The organism is Streptomyces lancefieldiae, from assembly GCF_031845825.1.
In the GTDB taxonomy this organism is placed as follows: domain Bacteria; phylum Actinomycetota; class Actinomycetes; order Streptomycetales; family Streptomycetaceae; genus Streptomyces; species Streptomyces lancefieldiae.
Window position 1 is genome coordinate 148,678 of record NZ_JAVRFH010000001.1, and the last position, 20,373, is coordinate 169,050.

The following is a 20,373-nucleotide window of genomic DNA, read 5'->3' on the forward strand; positions in this document are numbered from 1 at the left end:
AGAGCCGAAGCGTCAAGACCTCGGAAAACGCGAGGTGGGCCGCTTGTGTGGTGACGGACATCATCTGCGAGGTCCGGGGTATTGTTCAGTGCACATACGAATGCGACCACGGGAGCGCACATGGCCGCGGTGGACCTCACCACCCATCCCGGGCACCTGGCCCGGCGGCTGCAGCAGGCGCACTACCTGCTGTGGAACACGATGGTCTCCGAGGAGACCACCTCGCCGCAGTTCGCGGTCCTCAACGCGCTCGTCGCCGAACCGGGCCTGGACCAGCGCACCGTGGGGGAGCGGGTGGGGCTCGACCGGTCCACCATCGCCGAGGTGATCAGCCGGCTCGACCGCCGCGGGCTGCTGGACAAGGTCCGTGATCCGCAGGACGGCCGCCGTTTCCTGCTGCGCCCGACCGACGACGGCCTGCGCGTCCACCGCAAGCTGAGCGTGCGGACGGCCCGGATGAACCAGGTGTTCCTCGCACCGCTCTCCGCCGGCGAGCAGGCCGTGTTCTTCGATCTCATCCAGCGGGTCGCGGACGCCGCCGAAGGGCTCCGCAACCCCGCCGATCCCAGCGTGGCGACGAACTGATCAGGGCGTCTTCGCGAACACCACCCACACCTGGCCGTCGGCGAAGTTCACCGGCGCGCCGTCCGGCGCGGTGAAGGAGGTGCCGTCCGCGGCCGACCGGCGCTTCCACGTCGCCTCGTAGGCGCGCCCGTCGCGCAGCACTTCCGCCCGGCCGGAACCCACCGACTCCACGTAGGGCGAGTTGTTGCCCCGGAAGTCGCCGAACGCGGACTCGTGGACCTTCACGTGCTGGACGACGACCGTCGCCGGTGCGGGTGCCGATGCCGTCGCCGGTGCCGGGCTGCCGTCCATGGTGACCAGCCAGCGGCCGCGCCCCTCGGACCAGGTGAAGGTGAAGCTCGCCGAGGGATAGCGCACCGTGCGCGAGGACTGCGGCCGGCCGCCCGCGGGGGCCTCGCCGTGGTGGAACCCCGTGGTGAGGGCGGCGGGACCGGCGGGCGACGGCAGCAGTCGGCCGGGCCGCACGTACAGGTTGTGCGGCGCGGGCCGGTCCTCGTGCCGGACGTAGGCGTCGGACGTCCTGTCCGGTGGCTCGGCCCGCAGGGGCGCACGGTCGATGAGCGGGAGCAGTTTCCGCTGGGCGCCGGAGAACGCGAGCGTCGGCCGGTCGAACTGGCGCAGCAGCTCCAGGTCGGACTCCCGGGCGCTGCGCACCGGGCCGACCACTTCCGGGAGCTCGGTCGCGTAGATCGCCATCAGACGGCTCAGTCCGCCCTCCACCGGTTCCACGTAGACGACGTCCGCGGCATCCAGTCCCGCCTGCGGCCTGGCCGCGGGCACGTTGTCGAGCTTCACGGCGAGTACGGACGCGGTGCCGTGTGCGTCGCGCGGCGGTGGTGTGCCGTGCCGTTGCGTGTCCTGCGGCCGCCCGGTGTCGTGGGACGGCTTGGTGTGGGGCGCTCGCGCGTCGTCCTCCGCTCCCGACCCCGCCGTGCAGCCCGCGGCCAGCGACACGGCCACTGCCGCGGCCAGCAGTGCCGGCCCGGTGCCGACCCGTGTGCCGTGCCGTACGGCACGGTCCCGTCTGCGCGTACCTCGACGCATTCCGACCATCCGGCACCCATTCCATGTCAATGATTGTGTGTTTCTGACAGCAATCAGTGCCATACCCGACTGAATGTGGCAGTGCACCCGGAATCCGCTGTTCGGCCCAGCGGGCGGCGGTTCGCCGGTGGACGGCCGGGTACCCGGCCGTCCACGCAGGACGGGCGTGCGACACCCGCGCGCACCTGCGTCGGACACGAGCCACGGAAGGAGCGCGAGGCGATGAAGGCGGTTGTCTGGCAGGGCAAACGGGACGTCCGGGTCGAGGACGTGCCCGACCCGACGATCCAGGAGCCGACGGACGCGGTCATCCGTGTCACGTCCTCGGGACTGTGCGGCTCCGACCTCCACCTGTACGAGGTGCTCACACCCTTCATGACACCGGGCGACATCCTCGGTCACGAACCCATGGGGATCGTGGAGGAGGTCGGCCCCGAGGTGACCGGCCTGGTGCCCGGCGACCGGGTCGTGGTGCCCTTCCAGATCGCGTGCGGGCACTGCTACATGTGCGACACGGGACTGCCCACCCAGTGCGAGACCACGCAGGTCACCGGCGAGGGCATGGGCGCCCGGCTGTTCGGCTACACCCGCCTGTACGGGGCCGTCCCCGGCGGCCAGGCCGAGTACCTGCGCGTGCCGCAGGCGCAGTACGGCCCGATCAAGGTGCCCGAGGGCCCGGCCGACGACCGCTTCGTCTACCTCTCCGACGTCCTGCCCACGGCCTGGCAGGCGGTCGCCTACGCCGGCGTCCCGCAGGGCGGCAGCGTCGCGGTGCTCGGCCTCGGCCCGATCGGCGACATGGCCTGCCGGGTCGCCCGGGCCACCGGCGCCGGCCGGGTGTTCGGCGTGGACCTCGTGCCGGAGCGGCTGCGGCGGGCGCGGGAGCGGGGCGTGGAGACGTACGACCTGCGGTCGTTCGACAGCGAGAAGGAACTCGTCGCCGCGATCCAGGACGAGACCGGTGGCCGCGGCCCCGACGCCGTGATCGACGCGGTCGGCACCGAGGCGCACGGCGGAGCCGCCGCCAAGCTGGTCCAGCAGGCCGCGGCCGTGATGCCCCGGTCCATCGGCGGCCCGCTGGCGGAGCGCTTCAGCGTCGACCGGCTCGCGGCCCTCCACACCGCCATCGAGCTGGTGCGGCGCGGCGGCACGATCTCGCTGAGCGGCGTCTACGGCGGAATGGCCGACCCGATGCCGATGCTCACCCTGTTCGACAAGCAGGTCCAGCTGCGGATGGGACAGGCCAACGTACGCCGCTGGAGCGACGAGATCATCCCCTACCTGACGGACGAGGACCCCCTGGGCGTCGACGACTTCGCCACCCACCGGGTGCCGCTGGCGGACGCGCCGCACGCGTACGAGATGTTCCAGAAGAAGCAGGACGGCGCGGTCAAGATCCTGATGAAGCCGTAGGCCGATGCGGCCGTGGGGAGCGCTCAGGGGCCGCTCAGGGGCCGCCGAGGATCTCCGCCAGGTCGTAGCGGACCGGCTCCTCGAGCTGGGCGTAGGTGCAGCTCTCCGGCGTCCGGTCCGGGCGCCAGCGGCGGAAGCGGGCCGTGTGCCGAAAGCGCGCCCCGTTCTCCATGTGGTCGTACGCCACCTCCACGACCCGCTCCGGCCTGAGCGGCACCCACGACAGGTCCTTCTTGCCCGACCAGCGGCTGGGGGCGCCGGGCAGCCGGGCCGACTCGTGCGCCGCCTCCTCGGCCCAGGCGGCCCACGGATGGCCCCGGACGTCGTCCATGCGCAGCGGTTCCAGCTCCTCCACCAGCTCGGCGCGCCGCTTCATGGAGAAGGCGGCGCTCACGCCCACGTGCTGGAGGACGCCCCGGTCGTCGTAGAGGCCGAGCAGCAGCGAGCCGACCACGGGGCCGCTCTTGTGGAGGCGGTAACCGGCGACGACGACGTCCGCCGTCCGCTCGTGCTTGATCTTGTACATGGCCCGCTCGTCCTGGCGGTAGCGCAGGTCGAGCGGCTTGGCGACGACCCCGTCCAGCCCCGCCCCCTCGTACTGCTCGAACCACTGCCGGGCCACCTCGATGTCGTCCGTCGCCGGCGCCACGTGCACCGGAGCCGTGACCTCGGAGAACGCCCGCCCCAGCAGCGCCCGCCGGTCGGCGAGCCGCACGTCGAGCAGGGACTCGTCGTCCAGCGCCAGCAGGTCGAAGACCACGAGGGAGGCCGGCGTCCGCTCGGCCAGCGTCCGCACCCGGGAGTCCGCCGGATGGATCCGCTCGGTGAGCGCGTCGAAGTCCAGGTGGCCCTCCCGCGCGATCACGATCTCCCCGTCCACCACGCACCGCGCGGGCAACCGCTCCCGCACCGCCTCCACCAGCTCCGGGAAGTACCTGGTCAGCGGCTTGCCGGTGCGGCTGCCCAGCTCCACCTCGCCACCGTCGCGGAACACGATCGCCCGGAACCCGTCCCACTTCGCCTCGTAGTGCATGCCCGGTGGGATGTTCGCCACGGACTTGGCGAGCATCGGCTTCACGGGCGGCATGACGGGCAGATCCATGCTCCGACTGTAGGAGCGGCCCACCCGGCCCGCCCGCCGGCCACCGTCGCCGCCGAGCGGCCCCGGGCCGGTGTGCGAGGTCCGCCCGGTGCGCCTACCGTGGCTCGCATGGCGGAAGCGGTGGAACTGGAAGCGGGCGGGCGGACCGTGCGGCTGTCCAGCCCGGGCAAGGTCTTCTTCCCGGAGCACGGCTACACCAAGCTCGACGTGGCCCGGTACTACCAGGCGGTCGCCCCCGGCATCCTGCGCGCCCTGCGCGAGCGGCCCACCACCCTGGAGCGCTACCCGGACGGCGTCACCGGCGAGTGGTTCTACCAGAAGCGCGCGCCCAAGGGCATGCCCGACTGGATCCCGACCGCGCACATCACCTTCCCCAGCGGACGCAGCGCCGACGAGATGTGCCCGACCGAGGAAGCGGCCGTCCTGTGGGCCGCCCAGTACGGCACCCTCACCTTCCACCCCTGGCCGGTCCGCCGCGACGACGTCGACCACCCCGACGAACTGCGCATCGACCTCGATCCCCAGCCCGGCACCGACTACGACGACGCCGTCCGCGCCGCCCACGAACTGAGGGCGGTCCTGGAGGAGTTCGGCGGGCTGCGCGGCTGGCCCAAGACCTCCGGCGGACGCGGCATCCACGTGTTCGTGCCGATCGAGCCGCGCTGGACCTTCACCCAGGTGCGGCGCGCCGCCATCGCCGTCGGACGGGAACTGGAACGGCGGATGCCGGAGCAGGTCACCACCAAGTGGTGGAAGGAGGAACGCGGCGAGCGCATCTTCGTCGACTACAACCAGACGGCCCGGGACCGGACCATCGCCTCCGCCTACTCCGTGCGCCCCCGCCCGCACGCCCCCGTCTCCGCGCCGCTGCGCTGGGAGGAGGTGGGTGTCGCGCACCCGCGGGACTTCGACATCACGACCATGCCCGCGCGCTTCGCCGAACTGGGCGACGTGCACGCGGGCATGGGCGAGGGGGCCTACTCCCTCGACGCCCTGCTGGAACTGGCGACGAAGGACGAGCACGACCACGGACTGGGTGATCTGCCGTACCCGCCCGAGTATCCGAAGATGCCGGGAGAACCCAGCCGGGTACAGCCGAGCAGGGCCAGGAAACCCGCTCCTGGCCCCAAGTGAGCTACAACTCCTTGATCCGGACGTCCCGGTACGAGACCACGTCCGTCGTGCCGTGCACCTGGAGCCCGATGTAGCCGGAGGCGAACCGCCGCCCGTCCGTACCCGGGTCGTCCGAGCGCTCGGGGTAGAAGTCCTGGCCGCCGGTGTTGTCGAACTCGTTGATCAGCACACCGTTGCGGTAGACCGAGTAGTGCTGGTCCACCACCCGGATCTCGTAGTCGTTCCAGGTGCCCTTCTCCGTCACACCGGCCCCGGCGAGGCCGACCCGGTCGAAGCCGTAGACGGATCCCGTCTTGTACATGTCGCCGGTCGGGCTGTCGAACACCTGCACCTCGTGCCCGTACTTGATGGCGACCCACTCCGGCCGCGACTCCTCGGGGTGGTCGTGGACCTGCGGGAAGCGCACGAAGACGCCGCCGTTGGTGTTCGCGGTGCCCGGCGCGTCGTCACGCCACTGGAGCTTCAGCGAGAAGTCGCCGTACTTCCGCTCCGGGAACCACAGCATGCCCATACCCGGTGTGGTGGAACTGGAGGTGATCGACCCGTCCGGGTTCTGCCCGAACGAACCGCCGCCCACCTGCTGCCACTTGGCGAAGGAGCCCTGGCTGCCGTCGAGGATGGTGCGGTAGCCCTCGGTCTGGCCGGGCCGGCCGATCCCGGACTGGCGGGCGGCCTTGTCGATCGCCCGGTACTCCCGCCTGTCGACGACCCCTTCGGCCAGGAGCCCGTCCGTCACCTCCCGCACGTGCTTGAGGAACAGTGCCTGGGACGTCCACTCCTTCTCGTCCTCGATCAGCTCGTTGATCCGGCACCGGTTGTTCGTGACCCGGTTCGGCACGCCCGTGTCGACCGTGCCGACGATCACCGTGAGCCGCTCGTCGTACTCCGGGCAGGGCGGCGCGGGTACGCCCCCACCGGCCACCACCGTGAAGCTCACGGTGAGCGGAGCGGAGGTGTTGCCGGCCTTGTCGCTCGCCCGGTACGCCACGGTGTGCCGGCCCACGCGGTCGACGACCACGGGCGCGGTGTACGCCAGGTAGGGGCCCGCGTCGAGCGAGTACTCCACGCCGGCCACCCCGGAGCCGCCCTCGTCCGTGGCGCTGACGGTCACCTTGGCGCTGCCGACGTACGCACCGTCGGAGTCCTTCGTGCCGTCCACGGTCACTCCGGTCACCGGCGGCGTGGTGTCCCTCGGGGGAGCGGCGACGACGGTGAAGACGACGCTCTTGTCCGCCGCGGCGTTGCCCGCCTTGTCGGTGGCGCGGTAGCGCACGGTGTGCTCGCCGACCCCGTGCACCATCACGGGCCCGGTGTACGCCTGCCAGGCGCCGTCACCGACCGCGTACTCGATGGTGTTGACGCCGGAACCGGTGTCGGAGGCGGTGACCGTCACCGTCGCCATGTCGATGTAGGCGCCGTCCGCGTCGCGCTCGCCGCTGACCGTCGCCGAGGTCTCCGGCGCGGTCGTGTCGTCCGTGGGCACGGGGGCCACGGTGAACGTGACGCTCTTCTCGGCGGCGGCGTTGCCCGCGTTGTCGAAGGCCCGGTAGCGCACCGTGTGCTCGCCGACCTGGTCGACGACGACCGGCGTGGTGTACGGCTGCCAGGCGCCGTCGGCGCCGATCGCGTACTCGACGCGGTCCACGCCGGAGCCGGCGTCGGTGGCGCCGATCGTCACGCTCGCGGAACCGACGTACGCGCCCTCGGAGTTCTGCGTGCCGCCCACGTCCGCCGATGTCTCGGGCGCCGTCGTGTCCTCGCCCCCGCCGCCCTCGGTCACCACGAGCACGCCCTTCATCTCCCCGTGGCCGGGGATCGTGCAGTGGTAGAGGTAGCGGCCGGGCGTGAGGGTGACCTCGGCGGTGTGCTTGCCGCCCTGGGCGTCGCCCGGGTTGGCCAGGATGTTCAGCTGGACGTCGCTGTTGTACCCGGGGTCGCTGGTGACGAACGTCAGCGTGTGCGGCATGCCGGTGGTGTTGCCGGTCGCCGCACTGTTCTCGAAGACGATCGTGGCCGGTCCGGCCACCGCCGTCTCGGGCGCGGACGTGTACTTGCTGATGTCGTCACCGGCGGTCCAGGTCAGGACCTGGTCGGCGGCCTCGGCCCGCACCTGCCTCGCTGGCTGCCCCGACGCGGACGTCGTCTGCAGACCGAGCACCATCAGCAGGCCGGCCAACAGGGCGGCCCACATTCTTCGTCGGCGTATCACTCAGTCCCCCTCGCCAGCTTTCCGGCGGCCGGCGTCGGCCCGCCGCCCTCGTAGGTGACCCGCCACAGGGCCGACTTGGAGTCCGAGGTGAAGAAGCCGCGGCCGTAGTCGAGGACGTACAGCGCGCCGTCCGGACCGAACTTCCAGCCCATCAGGTTCTTGATGCCGTCGTTGCCGACCGGCACGATCTTCTTCAGGGACTCCGAGTGCACCGGCAGACCGCCGTCGCCCTGGGTCTTCGGATCGGTGAGCACCGCGTTGCGCGGCTGGTCGGCGTCGTAGAAGTCACCGACGAACCACTTGCCGTCCCAGTACTCCGGCCACTTGGTGGCGCTGGTGCTGTCGGCGTCGTAGCGGTAGACGGGGCCGTTCATCGCGGCCTGGCCGCCGCCCTTGAGCCAGGGCAGCCGGTAGGTGGTCTCCTCCTGCTTGTAGGACGGGATCCCGTTCTCGTCGCGCGGGAAGTCGGGGCCGCCGCCCTGCGGCGAGTACCAGATGTTGTTGCCGGTGACCGGCGGCAGGTTGACCAGGCCGTCGTTGTTCGGCGACTCGTTCTTCGGGTGGTCGCAGTCGTACCAGCCCAGCGGCTTCGAGGGGTCCGGCAGGTTCCGGTCCCGGTACGGCTGCTTGTTGCCCATGCAGTACGGCCAGCCCCGGTTGCTCGCCTTGGTGATCACGGCGAACGTGTCGTACTTGGCCGGGCCCCAGGTCGGCGACGGTGCGCCGGCGTCCGGGCCGACCCAGCCCGCGTACAGGGTGTCGGTCGCCTTGTCGACGGAGATGCGCGCCGGGTTGCGGACGCCCATCACGTAGATCTCGCCACGGGTCTTGCCACCGCCCTCGGCGGTCTCCTTCCCGGTGAACAGGTTGCCCTCGGGGAGGGTGTACGTCCCGTCCGGCTCCGGGTGGATGCGCAGGATCTTGCCGTTGAGGTTGTTGGTGTTGCCGGCGGTACGGCGTGCGTCGGCGAAGGACACGCCCTTGAAGTTGGGCTGGGGGTTGTTGCCCGAATAACCGTCGCTGAATCCACTGGAGTTGTTGTCACCGGTGGCGATGTACAGGTTGCCCTTGGAGTCCCAGGCCATCCCGCCCCCCGCGTGGCAGCAGCTGTGGACCTGCACCGGCCACTTCAGCAGCACCTTCTCGCTGCCCAGGTCCAGCTTGTTCGTGGCCCGGTCGAGCGTGAAGCGGGAGACCCGGCGCTCGGCCATGTGCGTGTCCCGGTTGAGCCCGGAGTGCGGCGTGTAGTGCAGGTACACCCAGCCGTTCTCCGCGAACCGCGGGTCCAGCTCGATGCCGAGCAGACCCTCCTCGACCTTGACCAGTTCCTCGCCGCCGCCCTTGTTGCCGAAGACGGTCAGCTCACCGGCGAGCGTGACCTTCTCGGTCTTCGGGTCGTAGACGTGGACCTGGCCCTTGCCCTTGCCGATGTCCGGGTCGTTCCAGTCGGTCACCACCGGCTGGGAGGAGTCCGCGCCGCCGCGGCCGATGTAGAGCACGCGGCCGTCCGGCGCGGTGACCAGGCCGTGGGGTTCGCCGATCTGGTCGTTCTGGCCGGGCTGGTTGGGCTGGGTGAGCCGCTCGGCCTTGTAGTTCCCGGTGATGGTCGCCTTGCAGTCGGCCTGCGCCAGCCGGGTCGTCCACATCAGGGCGCCGCGCAGATGGGCGCGGAAGTCGGTCTCGTCGTACGACGACACCGTGCCGCCCATGCCGGTGTAGAAGGACCGGCCGCCGTCGTAGTCCCGGCACCAGCTGACCGGGTGGTCCCAGCCGTTGGCGCTCGCCCCGGGCTGGTACGTCGACTCGCGCACCCGGGCCACGGTGTGCACGTCGCCGGACGGGTTCTTCTGCCAGTTCAGCCACGCGTCGGGCCGCTTCCACTCCAGCGGCAGGTCCTTGGTGGCCGGATGGCGCCGGTCACCGACCTCGACGGTGGCACGTTGGACCTTGGCCGGACCGGCGGCGGGACGGGCGCCGACCAGACCGGTGAACCAGTCCGAGTAAGGCTCCGCGCGGGCCGCGTCGTGGATGCCGACGAAACCGCCGCCGGCCTCCATGTACGCCTCCAGGCCCGCCTCCTGCTCCGGATCGAGGACGTCACCGCCGCCGGTCAGGAACACGATCGCGTTGAAGCGGCCGAGCCTCTTCTCGTTGGTGAAGACCGAGGCGTTGTCCGTGGCCTCGACCCTGAAGCGCTCGTTCGTGGGGCCGGACAGCCCGATCCGCTCGATGGCGGCGATCCCGGCGTTCACGACCGGTGACTCGTCCCCGGCCGCGGCGGACCCGTAGAAGATCAGCACCCGTACGTCGGCGCCGCCCGGTGGCGACTTGATCGACATCGTTGTCAGGGGCGGATCGGGCGCCGGACGCGCGCTGGCGGCGGGACCCGACAGCAGCCCGGCGGTGACGAAACCGGCGGTCGCGAACGCCGCCCAGGTCTTTCTTCTCGCGCTCAACCCTCGTAAGTGCATGGGCACCTCCTCGGTCACGGCAGCAGCGCCAAGGAAGCTAGACCTCTTTGCGTGGTTCGCCAATAGGTATGACCGGGATCGAACGAACTTTGTCCTGAGTGTGGATAAACCCGGCCGCAACCGGTACCGTCCCACAGGTTCATCACGGCCAATCAGGGCTACGTCTCCGCAAATTCCGTATCGGCGTGGGGAGTTGGGCATGGACAGGCGTGGTTTCAACCGGCGGGTACTGCTGGGCGGCGCGGCGGTCGCGACATCGTTGTCCATCGCACCGGAGGCCGCCGGCGCGGGCACCCCGGCGAAGGCGACGGCCCCGGCGAGGACGGCACCGGCCGGGGGCCAGGTGAGACACATCAAGATGTACGCCGAGAAGCTGCCCGACGGGCAGATGGGCTACGGCTTCGAGAAGGGCAAGGCGTCCGTCCCCGGCCCGCTGATCGAGCTCAACGAGGGCGACACGCTGCACATCGAGTTCGAGAACACGATGGACGTGCGGGCGAGCCTGCACGTCCACGGCCTGGACTACGAGATCTCCAGCGACGGCACGGCGATGAACAAGAGCGACGTGGAGCCCGGCGGCACCCGCACCTACACCTGGCGCACCCACACGCCCGGCCGCCGCCAGGACGGCACCTGGCGGGCGGGCAGCGCCGGCTACTGGCACTACCACGACCACGCCGTCGGCACGCCACACGGCACCAACGGCATCCGCAACGGCCTCTACGGGCCGGTGATCGTGCGGCGCAAGGGCGACGTGCTGCCGGACGCCACGCACACGATCGTCTTCAACGACATGCTCATCAACAACCGGAAGCCCCACACCGGCCCCGACTTCGAGGCCACCGTGGGCGATCGCGTCGAGATCGTGATGATCACCCACGGCGAGTACTACCACACCTTCCACATGCACGGTCACCGCTGGGCGGACAACCGCACCGGCATGCTCACCGGTCCCGACGACCCGAGCCAGGTCATCGACAACAAGATCACCGGCCCGGCGGACTCCTTCGGCTTCCAGATCATCGCCGGGGAGGGGGTTGGCGCCGGGGCGTGGATGTACCACTGCCACGTGCAGAGCCACTCCGACATGGGGATGGTGGGGCTGTTCCTGGTCAAGAAGACCGACGGGACGATACCGGGATACGACCCGCACGAGCACGATCACGCGCAAGGAGCCGAGGGGACCGAGGGGGCCGACGGTGCCTCGGCGCACCACGAGCACTGAGCAGCGGTCGGAGCGGGGCGCCGCGTACGACTCGTCCGGCCCCCGTGCCCGTACGCACGGGGCCGGCCGGGCGCGGGGGACGAGCGGATCAGGAGTCATGGGCCTTTCGCATGAACATGAAGTGATGGTGACGCCGCCCGCCCCCCGGTACAAGCCGTTTTCCCGCGCCGGGAGCGCTCTCTCCCGCCCGGCGGCCTGCCGCTATCCTGAGCCGCAGCCGCCGACGAGGAGTCCCGAAGTGAGCGCGACCGCGTCACGTCCCACGCTGGAGGCCGTGGCCGAGCGGGCCGGGGTCTCGCGGGCCACCGTGTCCCGGGTGGTCAACGGGGCGCACGGGGTGCGGGCCGCGTTGGCCGAGCGGGTCCGGCGCGCGGTGGAGGAGCTCGGTTACGTGCCCAACCAGGCCGCCCGCAGTCTCGTGACCCGACGCCACGACGCCGTCGCCGTCGTCGCCGCCGAACCGGAGACCCGGGTCTTCGCCGACCCCTACTTCGCCCAGCAACTCCGCGGCATCAGCAAGGAACTGACGGCCCACGACAACCAGCTCGTGCTGCTGCTCACCGAGGGCCGCGAGGACCACGCCCGCGTCGGCCGCTATCTGGCCGGCGGCCACGTCGACGGCGCGCTCGTCTTCTCCCTGCACCTCGACGACCCGCTGCCGGGCCTCGTCCGCGACGCCGGTGTGCCGACCGTGTTCGGCGGGCGCCCCGGCTGGGACGACGGCCGGGACGACGTGGTCTACGTGGACAGCGACAACCGCGGCGGCGCCCGCGACGCCGTGCGCCACCTGGCCGGGCTCGGCCGCACCCGCATCGCGCACATCACCGGACCGCTCGACCAGACCTCCGCGGCCGACCGCCTCGCCGGCTTCCGCGACGTCCGGGCCGGCGCCGATCCGGGTCTGGTCGCGCGCGGCGACTTCACCTCCGGCGGCGGGGAGCGGGCGATGCGGGAGCTGCTGGCGCGGTGCCCGGACCTGGACGCCGTGTTCGCGGCCAACGACCTCACCGCGGCGGGCGCGCTGCGGGTGCTGCGGGAAAGGGGGCGGCGGGTGCCGGACGACGTGGCCGTGGTCGGCTTCGACGACATGCTGCCCGTCGCCGAGCAGACCGACCCGCCGCTGACCACGGTCCGCCAGGACATCGAGGGGATGGGCCGGCTGATGGCCCGTCTGCTGCTGCGCGGCCCGGACCGCGGCGCCGGCGCGGAGGAGTCCACGGCGACCGCGCCGGACACGCCGTCCGGTGTCGTCCTGCCGACGACCCTGATCCGCCGCGCGAGCGCGTGATGTGGAGCCCAAGGACCACGACCGGGCGCGTCGTCGGGGTCCGTCCGGCGGATCACGCCGCGGACGCGGGCTCCGCCGCGCACCCGGCCCCACCGCCTGGAGGGCGCGGGCACCGTCCGCACGCCCGCCCCGAGCCCGCACCGTCCCTCTCCTGCGGTCCGCTGCGACGTGATCCGCCGGGCGGGCCCTGGCCTAGGCCTCCCGGGGCATCGGCCTGAGTACCGCGAACCGGGCGCCGTACGGGTCGGCGAGCCGGGCGAGGCGGCCGACGCCCTCGACGTCCGTCGCGGGCATCCGTACCGTGCCGCCCAGTTCCTCCGTCCGGGCGATCACGGCGTCCGTGTCGTCGACCGCGAAGTACGGCTGCCAGTGGGCGTCCGTCTCCACCGGGTGGTCGGCGAGCGGGACGACGCCGCCGAACATGCTCTCCTCGCCCTCCCCGGCCGGGTTGACGCACGTGTACGTTCCGTCGCCGGGGAAGGGGACGGCGGACGTCTCCAGCCCCAGCACCGCGTGGTAGTACGCGGCGGCGGCCGCGACGTCCGCCGTGTACAGCTCGACCCAGCACAGCGAACCGGTCTCGCCGGCCACGCCCAGGCCGCCCAGCCGCCCGGGCTGCCAGACGCCGAACGGCACCCCGGCCCGGTCGGCGAGGACCGCCATGGTGCCCTGGCCCATCACGTCCGTCGGCCGCACGAGCACACCGCCGTGGGCCCGAACGGAGGCCTCGGCGGCGGACTCCGCGTCCGGGACCTGGAAGTACACCGTCCACGACGGCGGTCCCTGCTCCGGCGTGGTCCGCATGCCGCCGGCCGCGATCCGGCCGTCCAGCTCGAAGAAGCCGTAGCCCCCGGCCTCGGGTCCCGCCGACCGGAACCGCCAGCCGAAGAGCGCACCGTAGAAGGTCGTGGCGCCGTCGACGTCGGACGTGCCGACGTCGATCCAGTTCGGGGCGCCGGTGACGAAACGGGTGGTGAGCATCATCGCCCTCCTCGGAAGGGTCCCGTTGCCTGCACGGCCGAGTCTTCCACCGACGACCGACCATCGCTTCCGCGCGCCGCCGTGCGCGCCCGTGCGGGGCGGGGGAGCATCGGGGCGTCCCCAGGCGTCGCCGGGCGGCGTTGATCCCGCGTTGATCGAACGTTTTTCACCGCCGGGCACGCTCCTGCCATGCACATCGAAACGATCGCGATGCCCGACCTCGCCTGGCAGCAGGAGGCCTTGTGCGCACAGACCGGGGCCGACTTCTTCTTCCCCGAGCCCGGGAGCTCCGTACGGGACGCGAAGCGGATTTGCGCCCTGTGCCCGATCCGTTCGACCTGCCTGGAGTACGCGCTCAGCAACGACGAGCGCTTCGGCGTCTGGGGCGGACTGTCGGAGAAGGAGCGGCTGGCGCTGCGGCGCGCCCGGCACTGATCCGGGCCCGTTCCGCGCCGCCCGAGCCACCCGCGCCGGTGGCCGGCACGGGTGGCTCGGATGCGGTCAGCCTGCTGCCCGGGCCGCCATCCGCGCCTTGCGCGTCGCGAGCTTCTCGTCGAACTTGGCGGCCTCGGCGTCCAGCCCGCCCATGTACAGCCCCAGTTCCTCCTGGGCCTGCTGCCCCTCGGGACCCAGGCCGTCGATCTCCATGATCTTCAGGAAGCGCAGCACCGGCTGGATCACGTCGTCGTGGTGGATGCGCAGGTTGTAGACCTCGCCGATCGCCATCTGCGCGGCGGCCCGCTCGAAGCCCGGGATGCCGTGACCGGGCATCCGGAAGTTCACGACCACGTCCCGCACCGCCTGCATCGTCAGGTCGGGCGCGAGCTCGAAGGCCGCCTTGAGCAGGTTCCGGTAGAAGACCATGTGCAGGTTCTCGTCGGTCGCGATACGGGACAGCATGCGGTCGCAGACCGGGTCGCCGGACTGGTGGCCCGTGTTGCGGTGCGAGATGCGGGTGGCCAGCTCCTGGAAGGCGACGTAGGCCACCGAGTGCAGCATCGAGTGCCGGTTGTCCGACTCGAAGCCCTCGCTCATGTGGGCCATGCGGAACTGCTCCAGCTTGTCCGGGTCGACCGCGCGCGAGGCGAGCAGGTAGTCGCGCATCACGATGCCGTGGCGGCCCTCCTCGGCGGTCCAGCGGTGCACCCAGGTGCCCCAGGCGCCGTCGCGGCCGAAGAGGCTCGCGATCTCGTGGTGGTAGCTGGGGAGGTTGTCCTCCGTCAGGAGGTTCACCACCAGCGCGATCCGGCCGATCTCGGTGACCTTGGACTGGTCCTTCTCCCAGGCCTCGCCGTCCTCGAACAGGCCCGGGAAGTTGCGGCCGTCGCTCCACGGCACGTACTCGTGCGGCATCCAGTCCTTGGCGACCTGCAGATGCCGGTTCAGCTCCCTCTCGACGACCTCTTCCAGCGCGAACAGCAGCCGGGCGTCGGTCCAGTCGGTGGAACTGCCGAGGGACGGGGAGACGATCGTCACGAATAACTCCAGGGGACGTGCGACAGAAAGGAGCGGCCGGCGAGCGGTGCCGGCAACCTACGGGATCGTAGGCTACGAAACCGTAGGTTACGAGGGCGTAGGTTAAACGCACTGTAAAGGCCGCTGATCAGTCACCGTCCACCAGGGCCAGGAAGGCCTCCGGACGCGCAGGTCCTGGGCCGAACGGATGACATCCGCCCCCGCTCAGGGGTGCAACTTCCGCACCAGGACCGAGAGGCACGTCACACAGGCTTGACGCGGCGTCGGCCCGCGCGCACGAACCCCCCTCGGCGGGCCGTGGCACTTCCCGACTCTTAGCCCACCTGGCTGGCGTGGCGGTGCGGGTCACCGGTCCGTGCGGTCGATCGTGCTTCCATCGCGCCAGGAGGCATACGACATGGCTGACGACCGACAGCAGAGCACCCGCTTCGGGCCCTCCGGGTCCCGGCGCCGTGTACTGGCCGCGGCGGCCCTGGCGCCCGTACTCGCCGGGCTGCCCACCCGCGCCGGCGCCCTGCCCGCAGGACCGGGGGACGGCGCGCCGGTCGAGCCCGTGATGACCGAACCGGCCGACTGGGCGGACGTGGGCAAGGCCCTCGGGCGGACCGGTGACATGAGGCGGTTCATGTACCACACGGGCTTTCCACGCTGGGACCTCACCGTCTTCTCCCGTGGCATCCGGGTCGACCCCGCCCTCGCACTGGGCACGCATGTGTCCTTCGTCCGGTACGCCGACCACAGCACCTTTCTGATGGGTGACACCGTCGTCACCGAACGCGAACTGCAGAGTTTCATCGACGTCCTGCTCCGGTACGGGATCGAACCGACCGCCATCCACAAGCACCTGCTCGCCCACGAGCCGGCCGTCTGGTGGGTCCATGTGCACGCCCACGGCCACGACCCGGTCGCCGTCGCCCGCGGCCTGCGCGCCGCGCTCGAGCGCACCGGCACCCCGCTCGACCGGCCCCTGGCCGTCTCACCGCCCGAGGACCTGGACATCGCCGCGATCGACACCGCGCTGGGCGTCAAGGGCTACGCCGACGACAGCATCTACAGATGCACGTATGTCCGTCGCGAGACCATCGTCGACGGCCGGATGACGCTGCCTCCGGGACTGGGCGCCACCAGTGCCGTCGGCTTCCAGCCGCTCGGCGGTGGACGGGCCGCGCTCAGCGGCGACCTGGCGGTGGTCGCCCACGAGGTCCAGCCCGCCCTGACGGCCCTGCGACGCGGTGGGATCGAACTCGTCGAGCTGCATCACCACAACCTGACCGACGAGCCGCGCCTGTTCTTCGTCCACTACTGGGCCGTCGGCGACGCCCTGAGCCTCGCCAGGGGCCTTCGGCCGGCCGTGGACACCACCAACGTCGTACCCATGCACGGAGGAGTGATCTGATGGCCGACGACAACGAAGCGATCACCTGCCCGTTCGACTTCAGCGAGGTCCTGGACTTCGACCCCGCCCTGGCCGACCTGATGCACCGCGGTTCCCCCACCCGCGTCAGGCTCAGCTACGGTGACGCCGACGCCTGGCTGGTCACCGGGTTCGAGGCCGTCAAGCAGGTCACCACCGACCACCGGCTCAGCCGGGCGGGCATCATCGGCACGGACTACCCGCGGATGACGCCGGAGCCCATCGTCTCCCCCGAGTCGATCAACGTGATGGATCCGCCGCAGAGCAGCCGCGTCCGCCACCTTGCCTCGCAGGCCTTCACCCAGCCGCACGTCGAGGCCATGCGGCACCGGATCGTCCGCCTCGCGGATCTCCTGCTGGACGAGATGGAGGAGGGCGGGTCGCCGGCGGACCTGGTCCGGCACCTCTCCGACCCGCTTCCCCAGCACACCATCATGGACCTCCTCGGCATCGAGCGGCCGGAATGGCCCCGCATCGAGGAGTCCGTGCACCAACTGCTCGAGGTCGGTCCGGACACCAAGGAGGCGGCCGCGGAGGCCAAGGCCGACCTCACGGCCTACTTCGGAAAACTCGTCGAACAGCGCCGGAACTCACCCGGCACGGACCTCATCAGCGCGATGGCCGCGGCACGGGACGGCCGCGAGCAGCTCGACGACAGGGAACTGGCCGTCATGGCGCTCATGCTGGCGCTCAGCGGCCAGGACACGGCGACCTGCGAGATCAGCAACATCGTGTACCTGCTCCTGACCCGTCCCGCGCTGATGGAGCACCTCCGGCGCCGGCCCGAGACCCTGACCGACGTCCTGCACGAGATGCTCCGCTACATCCCGTTCCGCAAAGGGGTCGGCATCCCCCGGGTGGCTCTCGAGGACGTGGAACTGGACGGTGTGCGGATCCGGGCGGGTGAATTCGTCCACGTGTCGTACCTGACGGCCAACCGTGATCCGGAACGCTTCCCGGATCCGGACGTCATCGACCCCGACCGGCCCAGCTCCCCCCACATGACGTTCGGGTGGGGCGGCCACCGGTGCATCGCGATGCCGCTGGCCATGGCGGAGCTCGAAGTGGCCGTCGGACGGCTCATCGAGCGCTTCCCCGGGCTGCGGCTCGCGGTGCCGCCCGAGGAGGTGCGGTGGGACACCGAGACGATCAGGCGGTTCCCACTGGAGCTGCCGGTGGCCTGGTAGGGAGCGTGCCCGGCCATGGGGAGCAGCGGGTGCGGTGAGGGACCTTCCGGACCTCTCCCGCACCCCCTGTCCCACCGCTGCCGGCCGCGTCTAGGCGAGATGCCCGACGGCTTTTGGCGTGGTCTCCTTCAGCTCCCCCTCCTCCAGCAGCAGCCAGCGGGTGATGCCGATCGACTCCAGGAACGGCAGGTCGTGGCTGGCCACGATCAGCGCCCCCTCGTACGACCCCAGGGCGGTGGTGAGCTGCCGCACGCTCGCCATGTCCAGGTTGTTCGTCGGCTCGTCCAGCATCAGCAACTGCGGGGCGGGCTCGGCCAGCATCAGCGCGGCCAGCGTCGCCCGGAAGCGTTCGCCGCCGGACAGGGTCGCCGCCTTCTGGTCGGCACGGGCGCCCCGGAACAGGAAGCGCGCCAGCCGCGCCCGGATCCGGTTGTCGGTGGCGCCCGGCGCGAACCGGGCCACGTTCTCGGCGACGCTGAGTTGGCCGTCGAGGACGTCCAGGCGCTGCGGCAGGAACCGCAGCGGGACGTGCGCCGTCGCCTCGCCCGCCACCGGCTCCAGCTCCCCGGCGACGGTGCGCAGCAACGTGCTCTTGCCCGCGCCGTTGCGCCCGATCAGCGCGATCCGCTCGGGGCCGTGCAGATCGAAACCCCGCTCGACGCGCGCGCCGTACACCAGCTCCAGGTCGCGCAGCGTGAGCACGGACCGGCCCGGCGGCACCGCCGTGTACGGCAGGTCGACGCGGATCTCGTCGTCGTCCCGCACGGCCTCCACCGCGTCGTCCAGCCGCTCCCTGGCCTCCGCGAGCTTCTCCTCGTGCATGAGGCGGTGCTTGCCCGCGGACTCCTGCGCCGCCCGCTTGCGCGCCTGCATGACGATCTTCGGCTCGCGCTTCTGCTCGTACATCTTCTGGCCGTACCGCTTGCGCCGGGCCAGTTTGACCTGCGCGTCGGCCAGTTCGCGCTTCTGCTTGCGCAGGTCGGACTCGGCGACGCGCACCATCCGCTCGGCCGCCTCCTGCTCGACGGCCAGGGCCTCCTCGTACGCCGAGAAGTTCCCGCCGTACCAGGTGATCTCGCCGGAACGCAGGTCGGCGATCTGGTCGACCAGGTCCAGCAGTTCGCGGTCGTGGCTGACCACGACCATCACCCCCGGCCAGGAGGCGACGGCCGCGTACAGCCGCCTGCGCGCGTACAGGTCGAGGTTGTTGGTGGGCTCGTCCAGCAGCAGGATGTCGGGCCGGCGCAGCAGCAGCGCGGCCAGGCGCAGGAGCACCGACTCGCCGCCCGAGAGCTCGCCGACGGTGCGGTCGAGCCCGACGTGGCCGAGGCCGAGTTCGCCGAGCGTGGCGAGGGCGCGCTCCTCGACGTCCCAGTCGTCGCCGACGGTCTCGAAGTGCTCCTCGGCCACGTCGCCCGCCTCGATGGCGTGCAGCGCGGCCCGCCGAGCGGCGATGCCGAGCGCCTCGTCGACGCGCAGCGCGGTGTCGAGCGTGACGTTCTGCGGGAGGTGACCGACCTCGCCGGCCACGCGGACGGTGCCGTCGGACGGGGTGAGCTGCCCGGCGATCAGTTTCAACAGGGTGGACTTTCCCGATCCGTTGACGCCGACGAGCCCGGTCCTGCCGGGACCGAAGGCGGCGTCGAGTCCCTCGAAGACGGGGGTGCCGTCGGGCCAGGCGAAGGCCAGGGACGTACAGGTGAGGGAACAGGTGGGGGAAGTGGACATACGGGGTCTCCGCGGTTGCTCGAAGCGGTCAGGGGCAAACGCGTATCGAGACACCGGGAGGCGGCGACCGCCGTCGGGCGAGGAAGGAGGAGCCGAGGGAGGACTCGGGCATGAGAAAAGCCCTGCTCCGCAAGGACGGCTCGAACGCCGAGGTCGCACGCTCGCGCACACACGTGACGTGTGTGACGCGGTGTCTCAGGACCTCAGACGAGCAACGTCCTTCTCCAATCGGCGGCAACAGAAGCGCTGAAAAGCGTAGGAGGGGCCGGGTGGGCTGTCAACGTTTTATCCGGCCCGGTCTCACGGCCCCAAGGAGGCCCCGTGTCCAACGGCCCGCTCTCACCGCCCGCCCGGCTCTGCCTGCTGGCCTGGGACCCCGCCCGGCCCGGCGCCACCGCCACCGCCCGGATCCAGCACCTGGTGCGCGCCGGGGCGCTCACCGAACTGGCCCGGCGCGGCCTGCTCACCGACGACGAGGGCATCGCCACCCCCGTCGACCTGGACTCCCGCACCGGGGACGCCGTCCTCGACGGGCTGCTGGACCTCGTTCGCGAGTCGCTGCCGCACCGCTGGCGGACGTGGGTGCGGCTGCACGCGCGGGTCACCTACGACGCGGTCCGGGAGCAGTTGGTGGCCGAGGGGTACCTGCGCGCGGAGAAGAAGCGCGTCCTCGGCGTGTTCCCGTCCGTGGAGTACGTCCTGGCGCGGGTCGCCGTGGCGCAGGCGCTCCGGGAGGAGACGCGGTACGTCCTTCAGGGCCCGGTACCGGTCGGGGAGGTCTCCGAGCGGGACGCGGCCGTGGCCGCGCTGGCGGCCGCGGCGGGACTGCGCGCCCTCGGCCCGCCCGGAACCGGTGCGCGCCGGGAAGGCCGGGTCGCGGAGCTGACCGAGCGCGGCGGGGCGGCGGCACCCGGGCTGCGGAGGATCGTGGGCGAGGTGTGGGGCACGGTGAGCGCGGAGACCGCGCGTGCCGTGGCGTCGGCGGGCGGCTGAGACGGACCGGTCGGGTCCACATCCCTGCCGCGTCGGGGCCGGCACGGGGCCCGCCGCGGCCGGGTCGGGCGAGCCGCAGCCGCCAGGCCGGTGGTCGCGGCCCGGCGGCGCCCGCCTCCTCGA

General features: G+C 71.6%; 16 protein-coding genes. 9 read left to right on the plus strand and 7 right to left on the minus strand.

Annotated elements, in window-relative coordinates; genetic code table 11:
• Positions 1–120 precede the first annotated feature (120 nt).
• Positions 121–585, plus strand: a complete 465-nt coding sequence (locus tag RM812_RS00550) for a MarR family winged helix-turn-helix transcriptional regulator (RefSeq protein ID WP_311570331.1) — start codon at positions 121–123, stop codon at positions 583–585.
• Here the strand turns inward: RM812_RS00550 and RM812_RS00555 are convergent, their stop codons facing one another.
• A complete protein-coding gene (locus RM812_RS00555) occupies positions 586–1,638 on the minus strand; it encodes a DUF3048 domain-containing protein (protein ID WP_311570332.1) in 1,053 nt (350 codons plus the stop codon).
• A 213-nt stretch (positions 1,639–1,851) separates the two neighbouring features.
• Here RM812_RS00555 and RM812_RS00560 point away from each other — a divergent pair, with 213 nt between their 5' ends.
• On the plus strand, positions 1,852–3,042 hold the full coding sequence (locus tag RM812_RS00560; RefSeq protein ID WP_311570333.1) for a zinc-dependent alcohol dehydrogenase: 1,191 nt from the start codon (positions 1,852–1,854) through the stop codon (positions 3,040–3,042).
• Positions 3,043–3,076: 34 nt separating this feature from the next.
• On the opposite strand, the gene RM812_RS00565 is transcribed toward RM812_RS00560, so the two are convergent.
• On the minus strand, positions 3,077–4,144 hold the full coding sequence (locus RM812_RS00565; RefSeq protein ID WP_311570334.1) for an ATP-dependent DNA ligase: 1,068 nt from the start codon (positions 4,142–4,144) through the stop codon (positions 3,077–3,079).
• A gap of 108 nt (positions 4,145–4,252) precedes the next feature.
• Between RM812_RS00565 and ligD the strand changes: the two genes are divergently transcribed.
• A complete protein-coding gene (ligD, locus tag RM812_RS00570) occupies positions 4,253–5,278 on the plus strand; it encodes a non-homologous end-joining DNA ligase (RefSeq protein ID WP_311570335.1) in 1,026 nt (341 codons plus the stop codon).
• A 1-nt stretch (position 5,279) separates the two neighbouring features.
• Here the strand turns inward: ligD and RM812_RS00575 are convergent, their stop codons facing one another.
• The gene (locus RM812_RS00575; RefSeq protein ID WP_311570336.1) at positions 5,280–7,469 is read right to left on the minus strand and encodes an OmpL47-type beta-barrel domain-containing protein; all 2,190 of its coding nucleotides are present in this window, start codon (positions 7,467–7,469) and stop codon (positions 5,280–5,282) included.
• 14 nt (positions 7,470–7,483) lie between these two features.
• On the minus strand, positions 7,484–9,958 hold the full coding sequence (locus tag RM812_RS00580; protein WP_311570337.1) for a ThuA domain-containing protein: 2,475 nt from the start codon (positions 9,956–9,958) through the stop codon (positions 7,484–7,486).
• A 199-nt stretch (positions 9,959–10,157) separates the two neighbouring features.
• On the opposite strand from RM812_RS00580, the gene RM812_RS00585 reads away from it, so the two are divergent.
• Positions 10,158–11,183 carry a multicopper oxidase domain-containing protein gene (locus RM812_RS00585; protein ID WP_311570338.1) on the plus strand — a complete coding sequence of 342 codons (1,026 nt, stop codon included), beginning with the start codon at positions 10,158–10,160 and terminating at the stop codon, positions 11,181–11,183.
• Positions 11,184–11,421: 238 nt separating this feature from the next.
• Positions 11,422–12,471 (plus strand): LacI family DNA-binding transcriptional regulator, encoded by a 1,050-nt coding sequence (locus RM812_RS00590; RefSeq protein WP_311570339.1) that lies wholly within the window; start codon positions 11,422–11,424, stop codon positions 12,469–12,471.
• 192 nt (positions 12,472–12,663) lie between these two features.
• Here RM812_RS00590 and RM812_RS00595 read toward each other — a convergent pair whose 3' ends face one another.
• Entirely contained in the window at positions 12,664–13,452 is a 789-nt protein-coding gene (locus tag RM812_RS00595) for a VOC family protein (protein WP_311570615.1), read from the minus strand.
• Between the two features lie 189 nt (positions 13,453–13,641).
• Between RM812_RS00595 and RM812_RS00600 the strand changes: the two genes are divergently transcribed.
• Complete coding sequence (locus RM812_RS00600) at positions 13,642–13,887, plus strand: WhiB family transcriptional regulator (RefSeq protein ID WP_311570340.1); 246 nt, start codon at positions 13,642–13,644, stop codon at positions 13,885–13,887.
• A gap of 66 nt (positions 13,888–13,953) precedes the next feature.
• On the opposite strand, the gene RM812_RS00605 is transcribed toward RM812_RS00600, so the two are convergent.
• The gene (locus RM812_RS00605) at positions 13,954–14,928 is read right to left on the minus strand and encodes an acyl-ACP desaturase (RefSeq protein ID WP_311570341.1); all 975 of its coding nucleotides are present in this window, start codon (positions 14,926–14,928) and stop codon (positions 13,954–13,956) included.
• Between the two features lie 397 nt (positions 14,929–15,325).
• Here RM812_RS00605 and RM812_RS00610 point away from each other — a divergent pair, with 397 nt between their 5' ends.
• Both RM812_RS00610 and RM812_RS00615 read left to right on the plus strand, forming a co-directional pair.
• Complete coding sequence (locus tag RM812_RS00610; RefSeq protein WP_311570342.1) at positions 15,326–16,324, plus strand: DUF1259 domain-containing protein; 999 nt, start codon at positions 15,326–15,328, stop codon at positions 16,322–16,324.
• A complete protein-coding gene (locus tag RM812_RS00615; protein WP_311570343.1) occupies positions 16,324–17,529 on the plus strand; it encodes a cytochrome P450 in 1,206 nt (401 codons plus the stop codon). Before RM812_RS00610 ends, RM812_RS00615 begins: the two co-directional genes overlap by 1 nt.
• A gap of 90 nt (positions 17,530–17,619) precedes the next feature.
• Here RM812_RS00615 and RM812_RS00620 read toward each other — a convergent pair whose 3' ends face one another.
• Positions 17,620–19,257 carry an ABC-F family ATP-binding cassette domain-containing protein gene (locus RM812_RS00620; RefSeq protein WP_311570344.1) on the minus strand — a complete coding sequence of 546 codons (1,638 nt, stop codon included), beginning with the start codon at positions 19,255–19,257 and terminating at the stop codon, positions 17,620–17,622.
• A gap of 321 nt (positions 19,258–19,578) precedes the next feature.
• On the opposite strand from RM812_RS00620, the gene RM812_RS00625 reads away from it, so the two are divergent.
• Positions 19,579–20,250, plus strand: a complete 672-nt coding sequence (locus RM812_RS00625; protein WP_311570345.1) for a GOLPH3/VPS74 family protein — start codon at positions 19,579–19,581, stop codon at positions 20,248–20,250.
• Positions 20,251–20,373 lie beyond the last annotated feature (123 nt).